Genomic DNA, 15,755 nt, shown 5'->3' on the forward strand with positions numbered 1-15,755 from the left:
TGCGGGCCAGTTCGCGCGGGGGTTGTGGTGGCAAACGAGCAAGAGTTCCTGGACGCCCTTGCCGAGGTGGGTGACACCACCATGCGGCTCCGGGTGCTTGAGATGACGGTCGCGGCCATCGCCGCCCGCCTCCCCCAGCACGACTTCGAGGAGATCGTGTCGATGCTGGTCTTCGTCGCCAAGACGTCCGATGCCGCGCGCGACCTGGACGAGCCCTCCTCCGAGGTCCCCGGGCTGACGGATGCCAGCCACTACGCCACGGAGATGCTGGAGCGCATCGCCCGGTCCCGGCGCGCCGGGCGCGGCGCCGGCCACCACTGACGAAGCGGGCCGCGCCCGACGAAGCGGGAAGGGGGCTGGCCTCAGGCCTCTTCCGGCTTCGACGGGTCCTGCTTCAGCCAGCGCGCCTTCACCGCCGCCCATTCTCCCCGGTCGTCGCTGACGAGGCGGAGAAGGTCCTCGGGTGTCTTCTCGTCCAGCGCGGTATCCCAGCGCTGGTGCAGGCTGCGGCGGAGCCAGAGGTCGAAGGGGTCCGCATCGTTGGGGGCGGGCGGCTGGGCGCGGCGTCTGGGCATGGGGTGTCGCCTCGGCGGAGCGGCTGAGCGGGGAGAACGCTCAAGCGCCGGCATCGCTTCCGAGGCGGCGCCGGCGGAGAGGTTTCTTGGACGAGTTGCACCCGGCGGCCAGAGGCGCCCGGTGCTCTGTGAGCAGGCATGGGCGTCCCGCGGAGCCGGGGCGCCTCATCACCGGAGATAGGGGAGTCATGGCGTCGATCGGTATCGCCCAGCGGCCGGGCGAGGAGTCGCGGCTGGAAAGAAGCCTCGGCTTCCGCCTGCGCCTCGCCCTGCACGGGCACCACAACCGGATCGCGGACGGCATGCCGGAGGGCGTGACCCTGCCGCAGGGCCAGGTGCTGGTGAAGCTGCTGGAACTCGGCGCCTGCTCGCAGAACCGCCTGGGCCGCCTCGTCCTGGCCGATGCGGCCACGGTGAAGGGGGTGGTGGACCGGCTGCGCCGCCGCGGGCTGGTATGCGCGCGAACGGACCCGGCCGATGGCCGCCGGCTGCTCCTCTCCCTCACCCCGGCGGGGGAGACGGTCGCCGGGGCCGTGCGCCTGCGGATGGAGGAGGCGGAGGAGCGCAGCCTCGCCCCGCTCTCGGCCGAGGAGCGGCACCGCCTCCTCGACCTGATGGACCGGATCGCGCGGCCCGTGCCCGCGGAGCGCTGAGCGCGGCCGGGGGGTCTTAACCCTCCTCCTCGCCCAGGAGGCGCGCCGCGCGCCGGTGCAGCCGGTCCAGCATGTCGCCGAGGGCGGCGATCTCGGCGGGTGACAGCACCTCGGCCAGCTCCGCCTGCAGCGCGTGGGCGCGGGGCAGGATCCGCCCGTAGAGGGCGAGGCCCGGCGGAGCGAGGCTGAGGACCTGGGCCCGCCCGTCCTCGGGATGCGGGTCCCGCCGGATCAGCCCCTTGTCGGCGAGGCGGATGACGGCGCGGCTCACCTTCACCCGGTCCATCCCCGTGCGCGCGATCACGGCCTGGGTGAGCAGCGGCTCGCCCTCGCCCAGCACGGCCATGACCCGCCATTCCGGGATGGAGAGGCCGAACTCCGCCTCGTAGCGCTCCGCGAAGGCCCGGCTCACGCTCTCGGCCGCGACCGAGATACGGTAGGGCAGGAAGTCCGCGAGGCGGAGGGGGGTGGGTTTCGTCGTCGTGATCGCGCGCCTCTTGTATCGTCTCAGATGAGATTATAGCTTCTCCCATCATACAAGGCCTCGCCACGAGCACCAGACGGTGCCGGAAGGTGGGCAGGGGGAGGGGAGCGGGATGCACGTCGACTACCAGTCGCTCCGGTTCGAGTACCGCCGCTCGCCGGACCAGTCCTCCGCGACCCCCTCCCATCACCCCGTGGTGGTGGTGGGCGCCGGGCCGGTGGGGCTGGCCACCGCGATCGACCTCGCCGGGGCCGGGCTGCGCGTGCTGCTGCTCGACGACGACCGCTGCCTCTCCAACGGCTCGCGCGCCATCTGCTTCGCCAAGCGCACGCTGGAGATCTTCGACCGGCTCGGCTGCGGCGACCGGATGGTGGAGAAGGGCGTCACCTGGAATGTCGGCCGCGTCTTCCACGGCGAGAGCCCCGTCTACAGCTTCGACCTCCTGCCCGATGGCGGGCATCGTCGCCCGGCCTTCGTCAACCTGCAGCAGTACTATGTCGAGGGCTTCCTGCTGGACCGGGCGCGGTCCATGCCGGAGATCGAGATCCGCTGGGGTAACAAGGTCCTCTCCCTCCTGCCGCGGGAGGACGGGGTGGAGCTCGTGGTGGAGACGCCGGAGGGCGAGTACCGCGTGCTGGCCGACTACGTGGTGGCCGCCGACGGCGCCCGCTCCCCCATCCGCCGCGCCATGGGGCTGGAGAGCCGGGGCCGTAGCTTCCGCGACCGCTTTCTTATCGCCGATGTGCGCATGAAGGCCGACTTCCCGCCGGAGCGCTGGTTCTGGTTCGCCCCACCCTTCCATCCCGGCGGCTCCGTGCTGCTGCACAGCCAGCCCGACGGCGTGTGGCGCATCGACTTCCAGCTCGGCTGGGACGCCGATCCCGAGAAGGAGCGGGAGCCCGAACGGGTGATCCCGCGGGTGCGGGCGCTGCTCGGCCCCGAGGCGGAATTCGAGCTGGAATGGGTGAGCGTCTACACCTTCTCCTGTCTCCGCATGGAGCGCTTCCGGCACGGGCGGGTGTTCTTCGCGGGCGACGCGGCGCACGGCGTCTCCCCCTTCGGCGCGCGCGGGGCGAACAGCGGCGTGCAGGATGCCGAGAACATCGCCTGGAAGCTCGCCCTCGTGCTGCGCGGGGAGGCGCCCGACGCGCTGCTCGACAGCTACGACGCCGAGCGCGTGCCGGCGGCCGACGAGAACATCCTCAACTCCACCCGCTCCACCGACTTCATCACGCCCAAGAGCGAGGCGAGCCTCGCCTTCCGCGACGCCGTGCTGGACCTCGCGCGGGACTGCGTCTTCGCGCGGCGCATGGTGAACAGCGGGCGGCTTTCCCTTCCCAGCACCTATGGCCACTCGCCGCTGAACACGCCCGATGCCGATGAGTTCGAGGGCGCGATGGTGCCGGGCGCGCCGGCGCTGGACGCGCCGCTGGCCGATGGCTGGCTGCTCTCCCGCCTCGGCGGCGGCTTCACCCTGCTGCATTTCGGCGAGGCCCCGCCCGATCTGCCGGAAACGGTGCCCCCGGTTCGCGCGGTGAACATCGCGCGCGCCGACGACGTGGAGGGGCTGGCCGCGCATCGCTACGACGCGCGCCCCGGCACGGCCTATCTCATCCGCCCGGACCAGCATGTCTGCGCGCGCTGGCGCCGCCTCGATCAGGTGAAGCTCCGGGCCGCGCTCGACCGCGCGACGGGCCGGGCCATGGGGACGCCGTGATGCTGAACACCGAGCCCAACATCGCCTCCCCCGACGATTTCTACGAGGCGCTTCTCGCGATCCACCAGGACCTGACCCCCGAGCAGGCGCGCGCGGTGGATGCGCGGCTGATCCTGCTCCTCTCCAACCATATCGGCGACATGGCCGTGCTGCGCCAGGCCATGGCGCGGGCGCGGGAAGGGATCGTGCCCGCGGGGCGCGACGCCACCATCGCCGTGCGCGCCTGAAGGAACCCCTCATGTCCGGCTTTGCCAGCACGAACGACCTTGCCGAGAAGACGGTCTCCTTCGACGAGCTCGGCCCTGGCCTCTACGGCTACACGGCCGAGGGCGACCCGAACTCGGGTGTGGTGATCGGGGACGAGGGCGTGCTGGTGGTGGACGCCCAGGCGACGCCGCGCATGGCCGCCGACGTGATCGCCCGCATCCGCACGGTGACGGACAAGCCGGTGACGCATGTGGTGCTCTCCCACTACCACGCCGTGCGCGTGCTCGGCGCCTCGGGCTACGAGGGGGCGGAGATCATCGCCTCCGACGTGACGCGCGATCTCATCGTCGAGCGCGGGCAGCAGGACATGGAGAGCGAGATCGGCCGCTTCCCTCGCCTGTTCCGGGGCAAGGAGAGCATCCCCGGCCTCACCTGGCCGCATGTCACCTTCAGGAAGAAGATGACGCTCTGGATGGGCAGGCGCGAGGTGCAGATCATTCATATCGGCCGCTCCCACACGGCGGGCGACACGGTGGTGTGGCTGCCGAAGGAGCGCGTGCTCTTCTCCGGCGACTGCGTGGAGTACGGCGCGACCCCCTATTGCGGCGACGCGCATTTCGCGGATTGGCCGGGCACGATCGAGGCGATCCGCGCGCTCGGGCCGATCGCGCTCGTCCCCGGGCGCGGCGCCTCGCTGACCACGCCCGCCGCGATCGAGGAAGGCCTCCAGGGCACCGCTGACTTCACGCGCGACCTGTTCGGCATCGCGAAGAGGGGCGTCGCCGCCGGCCATTCGCTGAAGCAGGTCTATGACGAGGCGATGTCGGTCATGCGCCCGAGATACGGGCACTGGGTCATCTTCGACCACTGCATGCCCTTCGACGTGTCCCGCGCCTATGACGAGGCGAAAGGGCTGGATCATCCCCGCATCTGGACCGCCGAGCGCGACGTGGAGATGTGGCGCGCGCTCGAGCACGGCACCGAGATGAAGTCGGCCGAACTCGACCGGTAAGAGGAGGCAATCCCATGAACGCCCCGTTCCGCCCCCAGCCGCTGACGCCCGGCCCCCAGGGCGCCGCGAACGAGACCGGCTACATGCCGGGCTTCGGCAACGGCTTCGAGACCGAGGCCTTGCCGGGCGCGCTGCCCATCGGCCGCAACTCGCCGCAGCGCTGCCCCTACGGCCTCTATGCCGAGCAGCTCTCGGGCTCGCCGTTCACCGCGCCGCGCGCGACGAACGAGCGGTCCTGGCTCTACCGCATCCGCCCGACCGTCGCGCATTGGGGCGCCTTCACCAAGGTCGATGCGGGCCTCTGGCGCACGGCCCCGGCGGCGGAGGTGGACCTGCCGCTCGCGCCGCTGCGCTGGGATCCGATCCCGCTGCCGGAAGGGCCGGTCTCCTTCCTCGAGGGCATCCGCACCATCACCACGGCGGGTGATGCCGGCAGCCAGACCGGCATGGGCACGCATGTCTACCTCGTCACCCGCTCGATGGTGGACGAGTACTTCTACAACGCGGATGGCGAGATGCTCTTCGTGCCGCAGCAGGGCGCGCTGCGCATCGCGACCGAGTTCGGCATCATCGACATCGCGCCCGGCGAGATCGCCGTCATTCCGCGCGGCGTGAAGATCCGCGTGGAGATCCCGGGCGGCCCGGCGCGCGGCTATCTCTGCGAGAACTATGGCGGCGCCTTCACCCTGCCCGAGCGCGGGCCGATCGGCGCCAACTGCATGGCGAACCAGCGCGACTTCCTCACCCCCGTCGCCGCCTATGAGGACCGCGACGCGCCCTCCTCCATGGTGGTGAAATGGGGCGGCAATCTCTGGCGCACGGAGCTGGCGCACTCGCCGCTCGACGTCGTCGCCTGGCACGGCAACTACGCGCCCTACAAATACGACCTGCGCCGCTACTCGCCGGTGGGGCCGATCCTGTTCGACCATGCCGACCCCTCGATCTTCACGGTGATGACCTCGCCGAGCGAGACGCCGGGCACCGCCAATATCGACTTCGTGCTCTTCTCCGACCGCTGGCTCGTCGGCGAGAACACCTTCCGCCCGCCCTGGTACCATATGAACGTGATGAGCGAGTTCATGGGGCTGGTCGAGGGCGTGTACGATGCCAAGACCGGTGGCGGCTTCGTCCCTGGCGGCTTCTCGCTGCACAACTGCATGCTGCCGCACGGCCCGGACATGGCGGCCTTCGAGGCGGCGAGCAATGCCGAGCTGAAGCCGCACAAGCTGGAGGGCACCATGGCCTTCATGCTCGAGACTCGCCTGCCCCAGCGCGTGACGCGCTACGCCGCCGAGGCGCCGCAGTTCCAGCGGGACTATGCCGGCTACGGCGCCGGGCTGCGCAAGCACTTCAACCCGAACCAGCGGTAGAGCATGACCGACGCCACGCACGATCCCGCGCTGAGGAGCTGGGTCAGCTCCGCCAACGGGCACGGGGAGTTCCCGATCCAGAACCTGCCGCTCGGCGTCTTCGCCCCGCCCGGCGGCGCGGCGCGGGTGGGCGTGGCGATCGGGGACGTGATCCTCGACCTCGCCGCCGCGCCAGTCGCGGAGGACGTGCGCGAGGCCGCGGCGGGGCCGTCGCTCAACGCGCTCTTCGCGCTCGGCGCCGGGCCGCGGAAGGAGCTGCGCGCGCGGCTCTCCGCGCTGCTGGCCGAGGGAAGCGGGCATCGCGCGGCGCTGGAGCCGCATCTCCACCGTGCCGCCGACTGCGCGCTGCATCTTCCCGCGCGCATCGGCGACTACACCGACTTCTATGTCGGCATCCACCACGCGACGAACATCGGCAAGGTCTTCCGCCCGGACAATCCGTTGCTTCCGAACTACAAGCACGTCCCCATCGGCTATCACGGCCGCGCCTCCTCCGTGCGCGTCTCCGGCACGCCGGTGCGCCGCCCCAAGGGCCAGATCAAGGCGCCGGATGCCGAGGCGCCGCGCTACGCGCCCTGCGAGCGGCTGGACTACGAGCTGGAGCTGGCCGTCTGGATCGGCCCCGGCAGCGCGCTGGGCGACACCATCCCCGTCGGGCAGGCCGAGGCGCATGTCGCGGGGTACTGCCTGCTGAACGACTGGTCCGCGCGCGACATCCAGGCCTGGGAGTACCAGCCGCTCGGGCCCTTCCTGGCGAAGAACTTCGGCTCCACCGTCTCTCCCTGGGTGGTGACGCCGGAGGCGCTGGAGCCCTTCCGCATCGCCCAGCCCGCGCGCCCCGAGGGCGATCCCGCCCCGCTGCCCTACCTCATGGACGAGGCGGACCAGTCGCGCGGCGCCTTCGACCTCATGCTGGAAGTGCTGATCCTGACGCCGGCGATGCGGGAGAAGGGGATGCCGGCGCATCGCCTCTCCCTCTCCAACGCGCGGCACATGTACTGGACGGTCGCGCAGATGGTCGCGCATCACAGCTCCAACGGCTGCGACCTCAACCCCGGCGACCTGCTGGGATCGGGCACCATCTCCGCACCCGACGAGACCGGCTTCGGCAGCCTGCTGGAGACGACCAGGGGCGGGAAGGAGCCGGTGCGGCTCCCTTCGGGCGAGACGCGGCGCTTCCTGGAGGACGGCGACGAGATCATCCTCCGCGCCCGCGCCGCGCGTGAGGGAAGCGTCCCGATCGGTTTCGGGGATTGCCGCGCAACGATCCTTCCCGCCAACTAGCAGGAGAACCGGCCGCAAGCGCCGGCGATGAGGAGGAGCGAAGGATGAGTGGCTTCATGCCGGGCCGCCGTGCCCTGATCGGCGCGGGGCTGGCGGCGGCCCTGCCGGCGATGCCGGCGCTGGCGGCCTATCCCGACCGGGCGCTGCGCTGGATCGTCGCCTATGCCGCGGGCGGGGGCACGGACACGCTGGCGCGGCTCGTGGGGGCGACGCTCTCGCAGCGGCTCGGCCAGCCCGTGGTGATCGAGAACAAGCCGGGCGCCGCCACGAATATCGGCGCGGAGTTCACGGCCAAGTCCGCGCCAGACGGCTACACCGTGATGACGGCGGACAACGGCACGCTCGTCTTCAACACCGCGCTCTTCCGCCGCCTGCCCTATGATCCGGCCAGGGACTTCCGCCCAGTCGGGCTGATGGCGCGCTTCCCGCTCTTTCTCGCGACCGGGCCGAAGGCGCCGGCCGATACGGCGGTGGAGCTCATCGCGAAGCTGAAGGCCGCGCCCGGCACGGTGGATTGCGCGACGCCGGGCATCGGCTCCCCGCACCATCTCGCGATGGAGCGGCTGGCGCGGGAAGCGGGCGTGCGCTTCAACCACGTGCCCTATCGCGGCGCGGCGCCGGCACTGAACGACCTTCTCGCGGGCAACATCCCGATGATGGTGCTCGACTATCCCTCGGGTGCCGATCACCTGCGCGGCGGCCGGGTGAAGGCGCTGGCGGTGCTCTCGGCGAGCCCGCTGGAGGACATGCCCGCGGTGCCGACGGTGCAGGCCGCGCTCGGCCTGCGCGGCTTCGAGGCCTATGCCTGGCAGGGGATGGTCCTGCCGAAGGCGACGCCGGACGCGATCGTCGAGCAGCTCACGCGGGAACTCGACGGCACGATGCGCGACCCCGCCGTCCGCGGCCGGATGCAGGCGATCGGGCTGGAGCCGCTGACCGGCGGCCCCGCCGAGTTCGAGGCGCTGCTGGAGCGCGAGCGCGGCACCTGGCTGCCGCTGATCCGCGACCTGAACATCGCACTCGACTGATGCGGCTGCACGGATACTTCCGCTCCTCCGCGGCGTGGCGGGTGCGGATCGCGCTCAACCTCAAGGGCCTCTCGGCCGAACACGTTTTTCACCATCTCCGCCACGGCGAGCAGCGCGCGCCCGACTACCTGCGCCTGAACCCGCAGGGGCTCCTCCCGGCGCTGGAACTTGATGACGGCTCGGTGATCACCCAGTCCCTCGCCATCTGCGAGTGGCTCGACGAGAACCATCCCGAACCGCCCCTGCTGCCGGGCGGGGCGCTGGAGCGCGCGCGCATCCGTGCCTTCGCGCTGGCGATCGCCTGCGACATCCATCCCGTGCAGAATCTGAAGGTGCTCGCCCGGCTGCGCGCCATGTCCTTCCCCGAGGAGGAGGTGACAGGCTGGGCGCGCACCGTCATCCAGGACGGAATGGAAGCCTGCGAAGCACTGCTACAGGGCGGTGAGGGGCCGTTTCTCTTCGGCGGATCACCCACGCTCGCGGATTTGTGTTTGATTCCGCAGATCGGGAATGCGAAACGCTTCGGCTGTGATCTCAGCGGTTTGACGCGGATCAACGCGGCGGCGCGCGCCTGCGCCGACCATCCCGCCTTCATCGCGGCGGCGCCGGAGAATCAGCCCGACGCCGAGTAGCCCGCGCGGGGCGGGGGAATGCCATTTCCTTCCGCCGCCCCGCCGCAGGATGGCGCCGCTATGCACGCGGCGATCTTTGGGAATGTGCGCTCTTTGCGGCGGCGCCACCTCTCCATAGCTTTGTCAGCATGAACGACACGCCTTCCCGCGCCGCATCGTTCGGTTGTCGCCCGGCTGCCTGTCGCGGCTGACCGAGCCGCGCCATTCGCCGCCGCGCCGAGCGGCCTCTCAGATCATCGGAGTTTCCATGTCCGAGCACGCCCTTGGCGCGCGCGACACCCTCGCGCCGTCCACGCCGGTCCGCGCCCGCCTGCCGCGCCCCGACCTGTCCCGCCTCCGCCGCTTCGCCTCGCCGCTCGTTCTTGTCCTGCTCTGGCAGGCGGCTTCCATGGCCGGGCTCATCTCCCCGCGCACCCTCGCCGCGCCCAGCACGATCCTGGTGACAGCCTGGGAACTGCTCGTCACCGGCGAGCTGCCGCGCCACCTCCTCGTCTCGCTCGGCCGCGTCGCCTCGGGCCTCGCCATCGGCGTGACGACGGGCATCGCGCTCGCCCTCGTCGCCGGTCTCTCGCGCCTCGGCGAGGAGGTGGTGGACGCGCCGATGCAGATGCTTCGCACGCTGCCCTTCCTCGCCCTCGTGCCGCTCTTCATTCTGTGGTTCGGCATCGGCGAGACGCCGAAGATCGCGCTCGTCGCGCTCGGCAGTGCCTTTCCCGTCTATCTCACCCTCTTCGCCGGCATCCGCGGCGTGGACCCCAAGCTCGCCGAGGCCGGGCGCGTCTTCGGGCTCGACCGCATGGGGCTGATCCGCCATGTCGTGCTTCCCGGCGCGCTGCCCTCCGGCCTCGTCGGGCTGCGCTACGCCCTCGGCAGCGCCTGGCTCTCCCTCGTGATCGCCGAGCAGATCAACGCCACGGCCGGCATCGGCTTCCTCATCAACGACGCGCGGGACTTCCTCCGCACCGATGTGATCGTGGTCGGCCTGCTCGTCTACGCCCTGCTCGGCCTCGGCGCGGATGCCCTGGTCCGTGCCTTCGAGCGCCGCGCCCTCGCCTGGCGCCCCAACCTCATCAAGGGCTGAAGACGATGACCGACAACCGCGCCGTCTCCGTCCGCGGCCTCACGCGCCGCTTCGGCAGCAACACCGTGCTGCACGGGCTGGACCTCGATCTCCAGCCCGGTTCCTTCACCGCGCTCCTCGGCCGCTCCGGCTCGGGCAAGACGACGCTGCTCCGCACACTGGCGGGCCTCGATCCCGTGCCCGAGGATGCGGAGATCCGGCTGCCAGAGGCGGTGGCCGCGGTGTTCCAGGAGCCGCGCCTGCTGCCCTGGAAGCGCGTGTGGAACAACGTCGCCCTCGGCCTTTCCGGCCGCGAGGTGAAGCCCCGCGCGGAGCGCGCCCTCTCCGAGGTCGGGCTGGCCCGCCACCGCGACGCCTGGCCCGCCACCCTCTCGGGCGGCGAGGCGCAGCGCGTGGCGCTGGCCCGCGCCCTCGTGCGGGAACCCCGGCTGCTGCTGCTGGACGAGCCCTTCGCGGCGCTGGACGCGCTCACCCGTATCCGCATGCACGCGCTGGTCCTCGATCTCTGGCGCGCGCACGGTCCGACGACGCTCATCGTCACGCATGACGTGGACGAGGCGGTGCTGCTGGCCGACCGCGTGCTCGTGCTCGATGCCGGGCGCATCGCGGCGGATATTCCCGTCGAGATCCCGCGGCCGCGCAGCCATGGCGACGCGCGCTTCGTCGCGCTGCGCCGCCGCCTCCTCGCCGAGCTCGGGGTCGAGGCCGAGGTGATCCGGGAGGCCGCGTGATGCAGCTCACCCGCCGCGCCGCCCTCATCGGGGCGCTCGCCATGCCTGCCATCGCGCGGGCGCAGGCGCCGGTCACGCTGCGCGTCGCGCAGTACAAGGCGGGGGACGGCCTGCTGCTCCGCCTCGCGGGCCTCGCTGACACGCCGTATCGCGTGGAGTGGTCCGAATTTGGCTCGGGCAACCTGATGGTGGAGGCGGCGAATGCCGGCGCGCTCGACCTCGCCTATGGCAGCGAGATCCCGCCCACCTTCGCCGCCGTTTCCGGGGCGCGCATCAAGCTGGTCGCCGTCATCCGCGGCGACGTGAACGAGCAGGTGGTGCTCGTGCCGCAGGGCTCGGCCATCACCGACATCGCCGGGCTCAGGGGCAAGCGCGTCGGCTATGTGCGGGCCACCACGACGCACTACTATCTCTCGCGCATGCTGGGCGAGGCGGGCCTCTCGCTCTCGGACGTGCAGCTCGTGAACCTCACGCCGTCGGACGGCGCCGCCGCCTTCCGCGCGGGTGCGCTCGATGCCTGGGCGATCTACGGCTACTCCGTGCCGGTCGCCCGCCAGTCCGGCGCGCGGGTGCTGCGCACGGCGCAGGGGATCCTCTCCGGGAACTACCCGTATTTCATCCGCGCGGGCCTCGCCGATGAGCCCGCGCGCGTCGAGGCGGCGCGCGACCTGCTGGACCGCATCCGCCGCGCGCTGCCCTTCATCGCGGAACGCCCCGCCGAGTACGCCGCCGCCCAGGCCGCTGCGCTGAACGTGCCGGAGCCGACGATCCGCGCGCTGCTCGACAACGTCTCCCAGCCCCGCAGCCTCGCCGGGGTGGACGACGCCGCCATCGCCTCCCACCAGGCGGTCGCCGACGAGTTCGCGCGCATCGGCGTGATCCCGCGCAGGGTCGATGTCGCCCCGCTCTGGGACCGGGGCTTCGCGCGGCTGGGACGCAGCGCGTGATGGACGGCGCGATCCTTCCCGCCCTCGCCGATCCCGTTGCGGGTCTCGCGCGCCTTTTCGCGGAGCGCGCCGCCCTGCACGACGGCGAGGGAAGTTTCCCGCACGAGAACATCGCGGCGCTGCGCGAGGCGGGGCTGCTCTCCCTCACCGTGCCGGCCGAGGCGGGCGGGCAGGGGATCGGGCTGGAGCGCGCCGCTCGGATCGTCGGCACGATCGCGGAGGGCTGCCCCGCGACCGCCCTCGTGCTCGCGATGCAGATGGTCCAGCACCGCGGGATCGCGCGCAACGCGGCCATCCCGCCCGCCATCCGCGCCCGCCTCGCCCGCGGCGCCGTGGAGAGGGGCGAGCTGATCAACGCGCTGCGGGTAGAGCCGGAGCTGGGCACCCCCGCCCGCGGCGGCATGCCCGCCACCACCGCGCGCCGCACGGCCGGGGGCTGGTCCTTCAGTGGTCGCAAGATCTACTCGACGGGCAGCCCCGCCCTCGACTGGGGGCTCGTCTGGGCGCGCACGGATGAGCAGGCGCCGCGCACCGGGCTCTTTCTCCTGCCGATGCGCGCGGCGGGCGTGCGGATCGTCGAGACCTGGGACGCGGCCGGGCTCCGCGCCTCGGGCAGCCACGACGTGCTGATGAACGAGGTCGCGCTGCCCGAGGACCACGCGCTGGAGCTGCGCGCCCCCGATGCCTGGACGGAGCGGGACGCCGACACGGTGGCCTGGAACACGCTGTTGATCGCCGCGCTCTACACCGGGGTGGCGCGGGCGGCACGGGACTGGCTCATCGGCTTCCTGCGCGCCCGCGTGCCCGCGAGCCTCGGCCAGCCGCTGGCCACCCTGCCGCGCGTGCAGGAGGCGGTGGGGCGCATCGCGGCGCTGATCCTCACCAACGAGCGCCTGGTCGCCAACACGGCGGCCGGGGATGCAACCGCCGCTGAATTGGGCCTCGTGAAGACGGTGGCCGCCGACAATGCCATCGCCGCCGTGCAGGAGGCCGTCGCCCTCTGCGGCAACCACGCGCTCGCCCGCTCCAACCCGCTGGAGCGTCACCTGCGCGACGTTCTCTGCGCCCGCATCCACACCCCGCAGCCCGACGCCGCCCTCGTCGCCGCCGGCCGCGCCGCCCTTTTTCCGATCTGAACCGAGAGGAACGCCATGACCACCAACACCCTTCCTGCCGCCCTTCCGAAAGACGGCGTCGAATTCATCGGCATGGTCCAGCCACGCCAGCAGTCGGAGATCCATTCGGCGAGCGGCCCCACCATCGACCCCGGCTACTTCGCCGCCTCCGCCCAGGCGCATGACGAGGGCGGGTTCGACCGCATCCTGATCGGCTGGTTCTCGAACGGGCCGGATGGGCTGCAGCTCGCCGCCCATGCCGCCGCCCACACGAAGAAGGTCGGCTTCCTCGTCGCCCACCGACCGGGCTTCCAGGCGCCCACGACGGCGGCGCGCGCCTTCAACACGCTCGACCAGCTCAGTAATGGCCGCGCCGCTCTGCACACCATTTCCGGCGGCGACGACACGGACCAGGCGCGGGACGGCGACTGGCTCGGCAAGGACGAGCGCTACGACCGCACGGACGAGTACCTGACGATCCTCAAGTCGATCTGGGCCGCCGACGCGCCCGTTGACCACGAGGGCCGGTACTACCGCATCAAGGGCGCCTCGCCGGAGGTGCGGAGCGTGCAGAAGCCGCGCATCCCGCTCTATTTCGGCGGCGCCTCGGAGGCGGCGCTGCGCGTCGCCGGCAAGCATGCCGATGTCTACGCCCTCTGGGGCGAGACGCACGCGCAGGTGCGCGAGATCGTCTCCCGCGTGCGCGCCGAGGCCGCGAAGCACGGGCGCGCGGACGCGATCCGCTTCTCCCTCTCCTTCCGCCCCATCCTCGCGGAGACGGAGGAGGCGGCCTGGGCGAAGGCCGAGGGCATCCTGCAGCGCATCCGCGAGATCCGCGGCACCGCCATCCTCGGCGCGAACACCCATGCCCCGCAGAATGCCGGCTCCCAGCGCCTGCTCCAGGCCGCGGCCCTCGGCGACCGGCCGGAGGGGCGCCTCTACACCGCCATCGCGCGGGAGACGGGGGCGCGCGGCAACACCACCGCCCTCGTCGGCACGCCCGAGCAGGTGGCGGAGGCCTTCCTCGACTACTACGACCTCGGCGTGACCACCTTCCTCATCCGCGGCTTCGATCCGCTGGAGGACGCGGTGGAGTACGGCCGCTCGCTGCTTCCCGCCACGAAGCGCCTTCTGCGCGAGCGGCTGGCGCGGCGCGTTCAGGTCGCCGCCGAATGATCGGGCGCCGTCTTCTCCTCGGTGGCGCGACCTTGCTGGCCGCGCCCCGTATTCTCCGGGCCCAGGCACCGTTGCGCGTGGGCGACCAGCGCGGCAATGCGCGCGCGGTGATGGAGGCCTCCGGCCAGCTCGCCGGCTTCGGCGACCGCATCGCCTGGAGCGAGTTCCCCGCCGCCGCCCCGCTGGTGGAGGCGCTGAACGCCGGCGCCATCGACACCGGGCTGGTGGGCGACGCGCCCTTCACCTTCGGCGCCGCCGCCGGCGCGCCGATCAAGGCGATCGCCGCCACGCGCGAGAACCGCGAGGGCCTCGCCATCCTCGTGGCGAAGGACAGCCCGATCGGGTCCATTCAGGACCTCCGGGGCAAGCGCATCGCCACGGGGCGCGGCTCCATCGGCCATCAGGTGATCCTGGCCGCGCTGGAGAATGCGGGGCTGCCACTGGACGCCGTGCAGTTCGTCTTCCTCCTGCCGGCGGACGCGAAGGCCGCCTGGACGCGCGGCTCGGTCGATGCCTGGTCCACCTGGGAGCCCTATGTCTCGCAGGAAGAGGTGCTGAACGGCGCCCGCCGCGTCGCGCATGGGGAGGGGATCACGCCCGGCCTCGGCTTCCAGGCCGCGCGCACGGAGGCCATCGCCTCCCGCCGAGACGACCTGGCCGAGTTCGTCCGCCGCCTTGCCGCTGCGCGGGCCTGGGCCAACGGCAATGTCGCGGGCTACGCGAAGACCTGGTCGGAGCTGATGAACGTGCCGGCCCCCGTGGCCGAGCACTGGTTCCGCCGCGCCGCCACCCGCGTCGTCCCCGTCGACGAGCGCGTGGCCGTGGACGAGCAGAGGAACATCGACCTCTACACCAGGGCCGGCCTCGTCCGCCGCCGCATCGAGGCGAAGGACCTTCTCGACGCCTCCTTCAACGACGCCATAGCTTCCGGGAACCGCGGCGCATGAACCAGATCACCCGCATCGCGCCGCCGGCGCAGGATTTCGGCAGCCTGCTGCGCGACGGCGAGCCGCCGCGCACGGTCGAGGAGGAGCGGCTGCACCGCAAGCAGCGCCTCGCCGCCACCTTCCGTCTCTTCGCCCGCGCGGGCTTCGACCAGGGGCTGGCCGGGCATGTCACGGCACGCGACCCGGAGTTCCCGGACGAGTTCTGGGTGAACCCGCTCGGCCGCCACTTCTCGCGCATCCGCGTCTCGGACCTCATCCGCGTGAACCACGAGGGGGAGGTGGTGCATGGCGACCAGCCCGTGAACCGCGCGGCCTTCGCCATCCACGCCGCCATCCACAAGGCGCGGCCGGACGTGGTGGCGGCGGCGCACACCCATTCCACCTACGGCAAGGCCTGGGCCTCGCTCGGGCGGCTGCTGGACCCCATCAGCCAGGATTCCTGCGCCTTCTACGAGGACCACGCCCTGTTCGACGACTTCACCGGCGTGGTGCTCGACGTCTCCGAGGGCGAGCGGATCGCGGAGGCGCTGGGGCAGCGCAAGGCCGTGATCCTTCTGAACCACGGCATCCTCACCGTCGGCGCCACGGTGGAGGCGACGGCCTGGTACTACCTGGCGATGGACAACGCCGCCCGCGCCCAGCTCCTCGCCGAGGCGGCGGGGACGCCGCGCCCGATCCCGGAGGAGGTGGCGCGTCTGACGGCTGGGCAGGTGGGCTCGGCCAGGGGAGGGCTGCTGAGCTTCCAGCCCCTGTGGGAGTCCATCACCGCCCTCGAACCCGATCTGCTGGACTAGCC

Annotated in this window: 18 protein-coding genes; 16 read left to right on the forward strand and 2 right to left on the reverse strand. The window is 72.0% G+C overall.

Translation table 11 applies throughout. The annotated features are described in order from the left end of the window. Positions 1–27 precede the first annotated feature (27 nt). Complete coding sequence (locus FHS87_RS05005; RefSeq protein ID WP_184514511.1) at positions 28–321, forward strand: hypothetical protein; 294 nt, start codon at positions 28–30, stop codon at positions 319–321. Between the two features lie 41 nt (positions 322–362). Here FHS87_RS05005 and FHS87_RS05010 read toward each other — a convergent pair whose 3' ends face one another. Further along, the gene (locus FHS87_RS05010) at positions 363–575 is read right to left on the reverse strand and encodes a hypothetical protein (RefSeq protein WP_184514513.1); all 213 of its coding nucleotides are present in this window, start codon (positions 573–575) and stop codon (positions 363–365) included. Positions 576–763: 188 nt separating this feature from the next. Between FHS87_RS05010 and FHS87_RS05015 the strand changes: the two genes are divergently transcribed. Further along, the gene (locus FHS87_RS05015) at positions 764–1,228 is read left to right on the forward strand and encodes a MarR family winged helix-turn-helix transcriptional regulator (RefSeq protein ID WP_184514515.1); all 465 of its coding nucleotides are present in this window, start codon (positions 764–766) and stop codon (positions 1,226–1,228) included. Positions 1,229–1,244: 16 nt separating this feature from the next. Here the strand turns inward: FHS87_RS05015 and FHS87_RS05020 are convergent, their stop codons facing one another. Further along, entirely contained in the window at positions 1,245–1,640 is a 396-nt protein-coding gene (locus FHS87_RS05020) for a MarR family winged helix-turn-helix transcriptional regulator (RefSeq protein ID WP_312861882.1), read from the reverse strand. 184 nt (positions 1,641–1,824) lie between these two features. On the opposite strand from FHS87_RS05020, the gene FHS87_RS05025 reads away from it, so the two are divergent. The 14 genes from FHS87_RS05025 (at position 1,825) to FHS87_RS05090 (ending at position 15,753) form a co-directional block, all read left to right on the forward strand. Further along, a complete protein-coding gene (locus FHS87_RS05025; protein WP_184514517.1) occupies positions 1,825–3,429 on the forward strand; it encodes an FAD-dependent oxidoreductase in 1,605 nt (534 codons plus the stop codon). After that, entirely contained in the window at positions 3,429–3,656 is a 228-nt protein-coding gene (locus tag FHS87_RS05030; RefSeq protein ID WP_184514519.1) for a DUF2783 domain-containing protein, read from the forward strand. The genes FHS87_RS05025 and FHS87_RS05030 overlap by 1 nt, the downstream gene beginning before the upstream one ends. 11 nt (positions 3,657–3,667) lie before the next feature. Continuing rightward, the gene (locus tag FHS87_RS05035; protein WP_184514520.1) at positions 3,668–4,648 is read left to right on the forward strand and encodes an MBL fold metallo-hydrolase; all 981 of its coding nucleotides are present in this window, start codon (positions 3,668–3,670) and stop codon (positions 4,646–4,648) included. A gap of 14 nt (positions 4,649–4,662) precedes the next feature. Continuing rightward, positions 4,663–6,018: a homogentisate 1,2-dioxygenase gene (hmgA, locus tag FHS87_RS05040; protein WP_184514522.1), complete on the forward strand. Its 1,356-nt coding sequence runs from the start codon at positions 4,663–4,665 to the stop codon at positions 6,016–6,018. 3 nt (positions 6,019–6,021) lie between these two features. Next, positions 6,022–7,302, forward strand: coding sequence for a fumarylacetoacetase (gene fahA / locus FHS87_RS05045; RefSeq protein ID WP_184514525.1), 1,281 nt, complete (start codon positions 6,022–6,024; stop codon positions 7,300–7,302). Positions 7,303–7,346: 44 nt separating this feature from the next. Further along, complete coding sequence (locus FHS87_RS05050) at positions 7,347–8,330, forward strand: Bug family tripartite tricarboxylate transporter substrate binding protein (RefSeq protein WP_221299542.1); 984 nt, start codon at positions 7,347–7,349, stop codon at positions 8,328–8,330. Next, on the forward strand, positions 8,330–8,962 hold the full coding sequence (gene maiA, locus FHS87_RS05055; RefSeq protein WP_184514527.1) for a maleylacetoacetate isomerase: 633 nt from the start codon (positions 8,330–8,332) through the stop codon (positions 8,960–8,962). Before FHS87_RS05050 ends, maiA begins: the two co-directional genes overlap by 1 nt. Before the next feature lie 247 nt (positions 8,963–9,209). Continuing rightward, positions 9,210–10,043, forward strand: coding sequence for an ABC transporter permease (locus FHS87_RS05060; RefSeq protein ID WP_184514529.1), 834 nt, complete (start codon positions 9,210–9,212; stop codon positions 10,041–10,043). A gap of 5 nt (positions 10,044–10,048) precedes the next feature. Then, positions 10,049–10,774, forward strand: a complete 726-nt coding sequence (locus tag FHS87_RS05065) for an ABC transporter ATP-binding protein (RefSeq protein WP_184514531.1) — start codon at positions 10,049–10,051, stop codon at positions 10,772–10,774. Beyond that, positions 10,774–11,721 (forward strand): ABC transporter substrate-binding protein, encoded by a 948-nt coding sequence (locus tag FHS87_RS05070; protein WP_184514533.1) that lies wholly within the window; start codon positions 10,774–10,776, stop codon positions 11,719–11,721. The genes FHS87_RS05065 and FHS87_RS05070 overlap by 1 nt, the downstream gene beginning before the upstream one ends. Then, positions 11,721–12,857 (forward strand): acyl-CoA dehydrogenase family protein, encoded by a 1,137-nt coding sequence (locus FHS87_RS05075; protein WP_184514535.1) that lies wholly within the window; start codon positions 11,721–11,723, stop codon positions 12,855–12,857. Before FHS87_RS05070 ends, FHS87_RS05075 begins: the two co-directional genes overlap by 1 nt. A 15-nt stretch (positions 12,858–12,872) precedes the next feature. Further along, the gene (locus tag FHS87_RS05080; protein WP_184514537.1) at positions 12,873–14,012 is read left to right on the forward strand and encodes an LLM class flavin-dependent oxidoreductase; all 1,140 of its coding nucleotides are present in this window, start codon (positions 12,873–12,875) and stop codon (positions 14,010–14,012) included. Then, entirely contained in the window at positions 14,009–14,959 is a 951-nt protein-coding gene (locus FHS87_RS05085; RefSeq protein ID WP_184514539.1) for an ABC transporter substrate-binding protein, read from the forward strand. The genes FHS87_RS05080 and FHS87_RS05085 overlap by 4 nt, the downstream gene beginning before the upstream one ends. After that, positions 14,956–15,753, forward strand: coding sequence for a class II aldolase/adducin family protein (locus FHS87_RS05090; RefSeq protein WP_184514541.1), 798 nt, complete (start codon positions 14,956–14,958; stop codon positions 15,751–15,753). Before FHS87_RS05085 ends, FHS87_RS05090 begins: the two co-directional genes overlap by 4 nt. Positions 15,754–15,755 lie beyond the last annotated feature (2 nt).

It is taken from the genome of Muricoccus pecuniae, assembly GCF_014199205.1.
Taxonomy (GTDB): domain Bacteria; phylum Pseudomonadota; class Alphaproteobacteria; order Acetobacterales; family Acetobacteraceae; genus Roseomonas; species Roseomonas pecuniae.

Coding starts and splice junctions, on each gene's coding strand:
- maiA (WP_184514527.1), top strand. CDS start 8,330: ATGCGGCTGCACGGATACTTCCGCTCCTCCGCGGCGTGGCGGGTGCGG.
- FHS87_RS05030 (WP_184514519.1), top strand. CDS start 3,429: ATGCTGAACACCGAGCCCAACATCGCCTCCCCCGACGATTTCTACGAG.
- FHS87_RS05070 (WP_184514533.1), top strand. CDS start 10,774: ATGCAGCTCACCCGCCGCGCCGCCCTCATCGGGGCGCTCGCCATGCCT.
- FHS87_RS05075 (WP_184514535.1), top strand. CDS start 11,721: ATGGACGGCGCGATCCTTCCCGCCCTCGCCGATCCCGTTGCGGGTCTC.
- FHS87_RS05035 (WP_184514520.1), top strand. CDS start 3,668: ATGTCCGGCTTTGCCAGCACGAACGACCTTGCCGAGAAGACGGTCTCC.
- FHS87_RS05085 (WP_184514539.1), top strand. CDS start 14,009: ATGATCGGGCGCCGTCTTCTCCTCGGTGGCGCGACCTTGCTGGCCGCG.
- FHS87_RS05015 (WP_184514515.1), top strand. CDS start 764: ATGGCGTCGATCGGTATCGCCCAGCGGCCGGGCGAGGAGTCGCGGCTG.
- FHS87_RS05050 (WP_221299542.1), top strand. CDS start 7,347: ATGAGTGGCTTCATGCCGGGCCGCCGTGCCCTGATCGGCGCGGGGCTG.
- hmgA (WP_184514522.1), top strand. CDS start 4,663: ATGAACGCCCCGTTCCGCCCCCAGCCGCTGACGCCCGGCCCCCAGGGC.
- FHS87_RS05060 (WP_184514529.1), top strand. CDS start 9,210: ATGTCCGAGCACGCCCTTGGCGCGCGCGACACCCTCGCGCCGTCCACG.
- FHS87_RS05065 (WP_184514531.1), top strand. CDS start 10,049: ATGACCGACAACCGCGCCGTCTCCGTCCGCGGCCTCACGCGCCGCTTC.
- FHS87_RS05025 (WP_184514517.1), top strand. CDS start 1,825: ATGCACGTCGACTACCAGTCGCTCCGGTTCGAGTACCGCCGCTCGCCG.
- FHS87_RS05080 (WP_184514537.1), top strand. CDS start 12,873: ATGACCACCAACACCCTTCCTGCCGCCCTTCCGAAAGACGGCGTCGAA.
- fahA (WP_184514525.1), top strand. CDS start 6,022: ATGACCGACGCCACGCACGATCCCGCGCTGAGGAGCTGGGTCAGCTCC.
- FHS87_RS05090 (WP_184514541.1), top strand. CDS start 14,956: ATGAACCAGATCACCCGCATCGCGCCGCCGGCGCAGGATTTCGGCAGC.
- FHS87_RS05010 (WP_184514513.1), bottom strand. CDS start 575: ATGCCCAGACGCCGCGCCCAGCCGCCCGCCCCCAACGATGCGGACCCC.